Here is an 8316-nt window from a genome sequence, read left to right as displayed (position 1 = left end):
CGGGCCCGCTCGCGCAGGTCGGCGAAGAAGGCGTCGACCGCGGCGTGGGCCTCGGCGCCGCCGTCGAACCCCCGCCAGTGCAGCCGGACCAGCCCGACGAGCCGGTAGCAGGCGTCGACCGGGACCAGGAGGCACGCGGGCGGATCCCGGCGGACGAGCAGCGCCTCGACGTCCGGGCGCAGCTCGCGGGCCAACGGCGCGACCCCGGGGCCGGAGGCCCAGGCGTCGAGGGAGAGCTCGCTCTCGGTGGCGCCCGCGGGGCTCGGGTAGCACGCGACCACGCAGCCGCGTACCGAGTTGTGCAGGAAGAACGCCGTACCGACCGGGATCTGCAGCGCGTCCCAGTCCGCCTCGGCGAGCCGGAACCCCGGGTCGGCGAGGTAGCGGTCCGGCACCCGGGCGTACTCGCCGCCGCCCGCACCGGGCTGGTCGAACAGGAACCCGCACGGCCCGCACGCGCACAGCAGCCTGCGCTGCGCGACCTGCACCAGGTGCGGGTGCCGGGCGGGGACGGGCGTGGCGCACAGCTCGCAGCGCTCCACCACCTCGCCCACCGGGTCGGGCGCGGTGAGGTACCGCCGCAGGCCGGTCACCGCCGACCTTCGAGGGTCGTGCGCGGCGATCGTCGCCCTGGCGACGATCGCCGCTCACGGGCCACGGCGGACCCCGATCTGCAACAGGGGCGGACCGGCCGCACGCTCGACGAACGAGACCCCCGCGGCGTCGGGTGCCACGGCGGTGACCTCCTCCTCCACGATCTCGCGCACCGTGCCCGCCCCGCACCCGCCCGCTGTGACGCCGACCCGGACGGTGCCGTCGTCGTCGATGCCGAGCAGCTCGGCGTCGGCGGCGTGACCGCCGAGCTTGCGGGCGGCGACGGCCATCGCCTGCTCGACGCGGGTGCGCAGGTCCACCGGGTGCAGGTCGTGCAGCGCGAGCAGGCCTCCGACCAGCTGGTCCGCCGCCAGCCGATGGACGAGCCCGTCTCCCCCGGCGGCCCGCGCGACGGTCACCAGCTGCTCCAACCCGGCTCCGTAGAACCGCATCAGCAGCCGGACGAGCTCCTCCCCGGCGGGCCGGGTGCGCGGATCGAGCCGGTCGAGCACCTCCTCCAGACGACCGGCCACCTCACCGGCGTCCATCAGACGACGTTCAGGGCGCCGGGCGAGTGCGTCGTGTGCAGCTCCTTGCCCTCGCCGAGGTACATGTGGACACCGCAGGGCAGGCACGGGTCGAAACTGCGGACCGCCCGCATGATGTCGATGCCCTTGAACCTCTCCCGCCCGTTCTCCTCGAAGATCGGGGTGTTCTGCACGGCGTCCTCGTAGGGCCCCGGCGTGCCGAAGGAGTCCCGCACGCTCCCGTTCCACGGCGTGGGCGGGTACGGGTGGTAGTTCGCGATCCTGCCGTCCCGGATGACCATGTGGTGGCTGAGCACCCCGCGCACGGCCTCGGTGAACCCACAGCTGTCGGCGTCGTCCGGGACGACGAAGCGCTCCCACGTCGCGGTGTTGCCGCCGCGGACCTCCGCCAGCGCCTGCTCGACGAAGTGCAGCGCGACGGCCGCGGAGTAGGCCTGGAAGTACGTGCGGGCGCGGTTGCGCTCGATCGCGTTGGACAGGGGCCGACCCTGCTTGTCCGTCGGCGGTGTCCAGGTGTAGCTCGCCTCCGGCCTGAGCGCGGTCCGCGGCAGGTTGATCTCCACACTGTGCCCGGTCGCCTTCACGAACCCGCAGTCGACGAGCCCGCCCAACGCCGTCGCCCAGAGCCGCGCGAGCGGTCCGCCGCCGGTGTCCAGCGGGAGGAACTCCGTGCCGTCGAACCACCGCGGGGACATGGTCCAGGAGTACTTGTCGTCGAAGTCGCGCTTCTGCGGCGCGGGGATCGTGTGCTGGTTCCAGGGGTGTCGCCGGTCCACCGGGTTGCCCAGCGGATCGTGTGTCACGAAGGTCTCCTGGTCCTCCCAGTCCTGGTAGAAGCTGTGGCCCAACAGGATCCGGATGCCCAGGTTGATCTCGACGAGGTCGTTGGTCACCAGCTTCCCGTCCACGACGACGCCGGGGGTCACGAACATCCGTCGGCCCCAGGCGGTCATGTTCCGGTAGTCGAAGTCGCAGTACTCCGGGTCGTTGAGCGAGCCCCAGCAGCCCAGCAGCACCCGGCGGCGGCCGACCTCCTCGTAGCCCGGCAGGGCCTCGTACATGAAGTCCCACAGGTCGTCGTGCATCGGCACGACCTTCTTCATGAACTCCACGTACCGCATCAGCCGCGTGTAGTAGTCCGTGAACAGCTGGATCGTGGCGTGCGTGCCGACACCGCCCGGGTACAACGTGGACGGATGCACGTGCCTGCCCTCCATCAGGCAGAACATCTCGCGCGTGTAGCGGCTGACCTGCAGCGCCTCGCGGTAGAACTCGCCGGTGAAGGGGTTCAGCGCCCGCATGACGTCGCCGATGGTGCGGTAGCCGTGGTCGGCGGCGTGCGGGGACTCGGTGCGGTTCGCGAGCTCCAGGACGCCGGGGTTGGTCTCCGCGACCATCTTCTCGCAGTAGTCCACCCCGACCAGGTTCTCCTGGAAGATGTTGTGGTCGAACATGTACTCGGCGGCCTCGCCCAGGTTGATGATCCACTCACCGAGGTGCGGCGGGCGCACGCCGTAGGCCATGTTCTGGGTGTAGACCGAGCAGGTCGCGTGGTTGTCGCCGCAGATGCCGCAGATCCGGCTGGTGATGAAATGGGCGTCGCGCGGGTCCTTGCCCTTCATGAAGATCGAGTAGCCGCGGAAGATCGACGAGGTGGAGTGGCACTCGGCCACGGTCCGCTGCGAGAAGTCGATCTTCGTGTAGATCCCGAGGCTGCCGACGATGCGGGTGATCGGGTCCCACGACATCTCGGTGAGGCCGGTGGTGTCCGTGCTCGCGGTGCGGGGTGCGGTGGCGGTCATGGGTCACCAGACCTTCGAGTAGCCGGTCGTGAGCTCGCCCTTGTGCCGCCACTTCGGCTCGGCGTCGAGCTTCTTCGCCGTGATCGTCCGGAGCCTGCGGATCACCCCGCCGTAGGCCTTGCTGGCCGCACCGGAGACGAGGCTGCCCGGCGGGGCGTCCATGAAGGGCATGAACTTGTCCGGGAAGCCGGGCATGGTGCAGCCGATGCAGATCCCGCCGACGTTCGGGCAGCCGCCCACGCCGTTGATCCAGCCGCGCTTGGGCACGTTGCACTTCACGACCGGACCCCAGCAGCCCAGCTTGACCAGGCACGTCGGCGAGCCGTACTCGGTCGCGAACTCGCCCTGCTCGTAGTAGCCGCCGCGGTCGCAGCCCTCGTGCACCGTCGCACCGAAGAGCCACTTCGGGCGCAGGGCCTCGTCGAGCGGGATCATCGGAGCGGCGCCGGTGGCCTGGTACAGCAGGTAGAGGATCGTCTCGGAGAGGTTGTCCGGGTGGGTCGGGCAGCCGGGCACGCAGACGATCGGGATGCCCGCCTTCGACTTCCAGTCCCAGCCGAGGTAGTCCGGGACCCCCATCGCGCCGGTCGGGTTGCCCGCCATGGCATGGATGCCGCCGTAGGTGGCGCAGGTGCCCACGGCGAGGATGGCCAGGGCCTCGGGGGCGAGCCGGTCCAGCCACTCGCTGGTGGTCATCGGCTGCCCCGTCAGCGGGTTGTTGCCGAACCCGGACCAGTAGCCCTCGGGCTTGATCGCCTCGTTGGGGATCGACCCCTCGACGACCAGGACGAAGGGCTCGAGCTCACCGCGCTCGGCCTTGAAGAACCACTCGATGAAGTCGTCCGCGCCGCCGACGGGCCCGTTCTCGAAGTCGATGAGGGGCCAGTGCACCGCCACCTTGGGGAGCCCCGGCAGGGCGCCCATGGCGATCTCCTCGATGCTCGGCTGGGTGGCCGCGGTGAGGGCGACCGAGTCGCCGTCGCAGCTCAGGCCCGCGTTGATCCAGAGGATGTGGACCAGGGCCTCGTCGTCCTCGACCGGAGCGGACATCAGGGCGTCGCCTCCCGAGGCCCCGGGGGGCCGCCGTCGTGGTCACTGACCTGCTCCCGTTGTAGCGGCGTGGGCCGGGCGGAGTAAGTGCATGCCGCAGCTAGGGACGGTGTGCAGGGACCGGTCGGTCGCGGTGACGCACCGCGGCTCGGTCCGGGCCCGCGACGCGGGCGAGGGGGTCAGCGGGGTCGGACGCCGAAGTCCTCGGCCGGGACGGGGAGCACCTGGCGGGGCAGCACCTCGGACGGCACGCCGAGCCGGTCCTGGCGCGGCCGCCACTCGCGCGGGTAGCCGAGCGAGGCCTCGACGAACCGGACGCCGTCCTCGTAGGTCACCCGCGGGATGTGCAGGTGGCCGTAGACCACCGCCTGCGCCCGGTAGCGGCGGTGCCAGTCCGCGCTCGCCGTCGTCCCGCACCAGAGGACGAACTCCGGATAGCGCAGCACCTCGGTGGGCAGCCGGGTCAGCGGCCAGTGGTTGACCAGGACCGTGGGCCCGGAGACGGCGTCGAGCCGCTCGCGCGAGTACGCGACCCGAGCCTCGCACCAGGCCTCGCGGCTCGGGTAGGGGTCCGGGTACAGCAGGTGCTCGTCCGTGCAGACCACCCCGGCCCGGTACGCGGCGGCGAGGCCCTCCGCCGGGGTCGTGGTGCCCGCGGGGAGCAGCGAGTAGTCGTAGAGCAGGAAGAGCGGCGCGACGGTGACGCCCTCGAAGACCGGGAACGGGTCCTCGGGCGTGAGCACCCCGAGCGCCCGGCACCGCTCCACCAGGTGCCGGTAGCGGTGCTCACCCCGCAGGTCGACGGGGTCCTTCGTGCGCGTCCACAGCTCGTGGTTGCCCGGCACCCAGATCACCCGCGCGAACCGGGCGGCGAGGTCGGCGAGCACGGCCACGACGTCGTCGACCCGCTCGGCGACGTCCCCCGCGACGATCAGCCAGTCCCCCGGGTCCCCGGCCAACCCCGCCGCGACCTCCCGGTTCTCGGGATAACGCACGTGCAGGTCACTGACGGCGAGCAGGCGGGGCACCCCCTCGATCTACCACACGACCTGAGGAACCCCTGTGAGCCGGTGGCCACAGCGAGGTTACCGGCGGTAAGTTAGCGCCGATCGCGAGGAGGTCTTCATGGCGGGTTCCCGAGGTGCACGCCGGATGGTCCGCTGGGGCCTGCGGCACGGCCTGATGCGACAGATGGTGCGGCGCAACGCGAAGGCCGGGGAGATCGGCGGGCGGCTGCTCGCCGACCCGGCGGTGATCGCGAACCCCTACCCCTTCTACGAGGAGCTCCGGGCGCGCGGCCGGATCGTGGACACGGGGTTGGCGCTGGCCACCGTGGACCACGAGGTCACCACGGCGATGCTGCGGAGCCCGGACTTCGGCGTGGCGGGACGGATGCCGGAGAACATGCCCACGGTCCTGCGCGCCGCGGTGCGGCTCGGCGGCGACTGGGCGCTCGGGCCTGCCCAGCCACCGTCCATGCTGGCCGCGGACCCGCCGGACCACACGCGCTACCGCAAGCTCGTGACCAGGGCGTTCTCCGCCAAGAAGGTCGCCGCGCTGCGCACTCGCACCGAGGAGGTCGCCGACGAGCTGCTCGACGGGATTGCCCGCTCCGACCGCGCGGACGTCGCGAGCGACTTCGCCGCGCTGCTGCCCGCCACGGTCATCGCGGAGATGCTCGGTGCGCCGCTCGACATGCGGGACCAGTTCCTCGCGTGGGGCGAGGGCGCCGCCCTGTCGCTCGACGCCGGGCTCTCCTACCGCGAGTTCCGCCGCTCCGAGCGGGACATCGACGCCCTGCACGCCTGGATGCTCGGGCACTTCGAGCGGACCCGCCGCGACCCCGGTGAGGACATCCTCTCCGCGCTGGTCACCGCCCACCACGCGGACGGCGCGCTCAGCGAGGACGAGCTCTCCAGCATCGCGATGCTGCTGCTCGCCGCCGGTTTCGAGACCACCGTGAACCTCATCTCCAACGGCGCCGCGCTGCTCCTCGAGCACCCCGAGCAGGCCGAGCTGCTGCGCGCCGAACCGGAGCACTGGGCCACCGCCATCGACGAGATGCTGCGCTACGAGGCGCCGGTCCAGCGGACCGGGCGGGTGGCGTACACCGACGTCGAGCTCGGCGGGGTCACCGTCCGGCGCGGGCAGTTCGTGATCACGCACCTCGGCGGGGTCAACCGGGACCCGGCGGTCTTCCCCGAGCCGGACCGGTTCGACGTCACGCGGGCCGAGGCGCACAGGCACGTGTCCTTCTCGCAGGGCATCCACTTCTGCCTCGGCGCCTCGCTGGCCCGGATGGAGGGCGAGGTCGCGCTGCGCGCCCTCGTCGAGCGGTTCCCGGACATGCGGGCCGCGGGCACGCCGGTCCGCCGTCGGACCAAGCTGCTGCGCGGGTACGCGACCGTGCCGGTCGCGCTCCACCGTGCGAGCGTTCCCGCGTGACCCTCGCCGACGCCCAGTACGTCCTGCTCACGACCTACCGCAAGGACGGCACCCCCGTCCCGACGCCGGTGTGGGTCGCCCCCACCGCGGACGGCCGGATCGGCGTCTGGACCGTCACCGACTCGGGCAAGGTCAAGCGGATCCGGCGCTCCGGGGCGGTCGAGGTTGCCGAGTGCGACCGTCGGGGCGCCCCGCTGGGCCCGGCGGTCCCGGGCACCGCCGAGATCCTCGACGCCGAAGGCACCCGTGCCGTGCGCAGGGCCGTCGCGCGGAAGTACGGCCTGCTCGGCCGGATCGCCGTGGGCTCGAGCAGGCTGTTCCGGGGGTCCCGCGGATCCACCGGTTTGGCGGTCGCCGTCCAGGAGTAACGCCGATCCGCCACGCGGCGTGATCGCGCTGTTCCACCCGGCCGGCCCTGGTGGGGCACCCGGTCCTGCGATCCACGGTCGATCGGCGGGGCGGCGCCGGCCCGTCCGGCGCCCCGAGGCGATCCCACCAGGCGATCCTGGTCCGACCGGGCCATCTTCGCCGCATCCCGCAACACTTCGATGATCTTCTCCGAGTCCTTCCCCCGCAAGGCGGTGTACGGGGGGGACCACATGGCACAGGCAGGCAGGCGGACGGCCCGGGGGGCCCGGCTGCGCGAGTGGGCGCGGTCCCGGCGGCGGGCCTGGTGGAGGCGGCGGCGCGAGAGCTTCGCCCCACCGCCGTTCCCCCAGCCCTCGCCCGAGCTGCCCACGCTCGGCGAGCCCAAGGACGCCCAACGCAAGGAGTGGGTGCAGCGCTACTTCCGACCGTCACCACCGCCGAGCGACCTCACTCGGGGCTACCGCTACGTCCAGGTCGCGGCGGTCGTGCTGGTCGTCGCGGTGTGCCTGCTGCTCCTCGGGTCCCCGGGCTGGGCGGGGGCCTGCGCGGCGATCATGGTCGTGCTGCTCGCCGTGGGCGCCACCGCGATCCGGACCTACCACCACACCTACCGGCGGGCGAACCACAAACCGGCCGCCCGGCTGCTCGACCGCACCCTCAACCAGGACCTCACGGCCGCGTGCGCGGAGACCCTCGAGGCCTTCGGCCTGCGTCGGGGCGACCTGCTCCTGCACGCCGATCCCCCGCGGCCCGAGGAGCGGGGCGCGGGCCGCGTCGTGCACGCGCACGGCGGCCTGCCGCTGGTCTTCGCCGGGCCCGCCGAGGGCGCGCGGCACCGGCCGGACTACGAGGACCGGATCCGCCGGTTCACCGTCTACTCCGTGGCCGTCGTCTGTCTGGCCGCCGACCGGCTCGCGGTCCGCACCTTCGACCTGGACCTGGCCACGGGCGGCAAGAAAAACGTCGACACGCACGAGTACCACTACGACCACGTGGCGGCCGTCAACACCCGACGGCGGGCGGCGAAGGACCTGCTGGCGGGCGACATCGCCGGCTTCCCCGTCATGAAGGCCACGCTGACGGCGCACCAGATGGAGATCACGTCGACCGGCGGCACCCACATCCTGATCAGCACCGAGATCGCCCAGAAACACCCGCCGGAGCTCACGGTCACCACGAGCATCGACAACGCGCTGCCCGCGCTGCGCCGGATGCTGCAGCGGACCACACAGCCCCGGGTGCCCGGGCCGCGCGAGCCGGTGGACCCGTCCGTCACCGCCCCCTGACTGCGCAGGTCGCCCGGCGTGTCGGCGGAGCTTGAGTCCCCCACACGGGTAAGACTTCTCGTGACCGGAGTGCCGGGAGGGGCCGATGAGACGCACCGGAGTGCTGAGCCGTCCCGCACGACCCGACCCCCGGACCGCCGAGGGACTGTTCCGGGGGTCCGCGGCGGACCGGGTGCCCGCCCTGCTGGCCGCGTTGGCACTGGGGTTGATCGCCCCGCTCGG

At 72.5% G+C, this 8316-nt stretch carries 8 protein-coding genes; 3 read left to right on the top strand and 5 right to left on the bottom strand.

The window, feature by feature from the left end:
* The 5 genes from H5J29_RS13170 to H5J29_RS13150 form a co-directional block, all read right to left on the bottom strand.
* Window positions 1-593, bottom strand: a 593-nt coding sequence (locus H5J29_RS13170) for a DUF5947 family protein (protein WP_312858196.1), incomplete at its 3' end; no start/stop codon positions are given.
* Window positions 594-647: 54 nt separating this feature from the next.
* Window positions 648-1142 (bottom strand): NifU-related iron-sulfur-binding protein, encoded by a 495-nt coding sequence (locus H5J29_RS13165; RefSeq protein WP_181781229.1) that lies wholly within the window; start codon window positions 1140-1142, stop codon window positions 648-650.
* The gene (locus H5J29_RS13160) at window positions 1142-2944 is read right to left on the bottom strand and encodes a nickel-dependent hydrogenase large subunit (RefSeq protein WP_181781228.1); all 1803 of its coding nucleotides are present in this window, start codon (window positions 2942-2944) and stop codon (window positions 1142-1144) included. Before H5J29_RS13160 ends, H5J29_RS13165 begins: the two co-directional genes overlap by 1 nt.
* A 3-nt stretch (window positions 2945-2947) precedes the next feature.
* A complete protein-coding gene (locus tag H5J29_RS13155; protein ID WP_181781227.1) occupies window positions 2948-3994 on the bottom strand; it encodes an NADH-quinone oxidoreductase subunit B family protein in 1047 nt (348 codons plus the stop codon).
* Window positions 3995-4173: 179 nt separating this feature from the next.
* A complete protein-coding gene (locus tag H5J29_RS13150) occupies window positions 4174-5031 on the bottom strand; it encodes a metallophosphoesterase family protein (protein ID WP_181781230.1) in 858 nt (285 codons plus the stop codon).
* An 88-nt stretch (window positions 5032-5119) separates the two neighbouring features.
* Between H5J29_RS13150 and H5J29_RS35000 the strand changes: the two genes are divergently transcribed.
* The 3 genes from H5J29_RS35000 (at window position 5120) to H5J29_RS13135 (ending at window position 8094) form a co-directional block, all read left to right on the top strand.
* A complete protein-coding gene (locus H5J29_RS35000; RefSeq protein WP_181781226.1) occupies window positions 5120-6439 on the top strand; it encodes a cytochrome P450 in 1320 nt (439 codons plus the stop codon).
* Window positions 6436-6807: a PPOX class F420-dependent oxidoreductase gene (locus H5J29_RS34995; RefSeq protein WP_181781225.1), complete on the top strand. Its 372-nt coding sequence runs from the start codon at window positions 6436-6438 to the stop codon at window positions 6805-6807. The genes H5J29_RS35000 and H5J29_RS34995 overlap by 4 nt, the downstream gene beginning before the upstream one ends.
* A gap of 180 nt (window positions 6808-6987) precedes the next feature.
* A complete protein-coding gene (locus H5J29_RS13135) occupies window positions 6988-8094 on the top strand; it encodes a hypothetical protein (protein WP_181781224.1) in 1107 nt (368 codons plus the stop codon).
* The last annotated feature ends 222 nt before the right edge of the window (window positions 8095-8316 follow it).

Source organism: Pseudonocardia pini (genome assembly GCF_013870575.1).
Classification (GTDB): Bacteria; Actinomycetota; Actinomycetes; order Mycobacteriales; family Pseudonocardiaceae; genus Pseudonocardia; species Pseudonocardia pini.
This window is presented reverse-complemented; position numbering and strand designations above follow the sequence as displayed.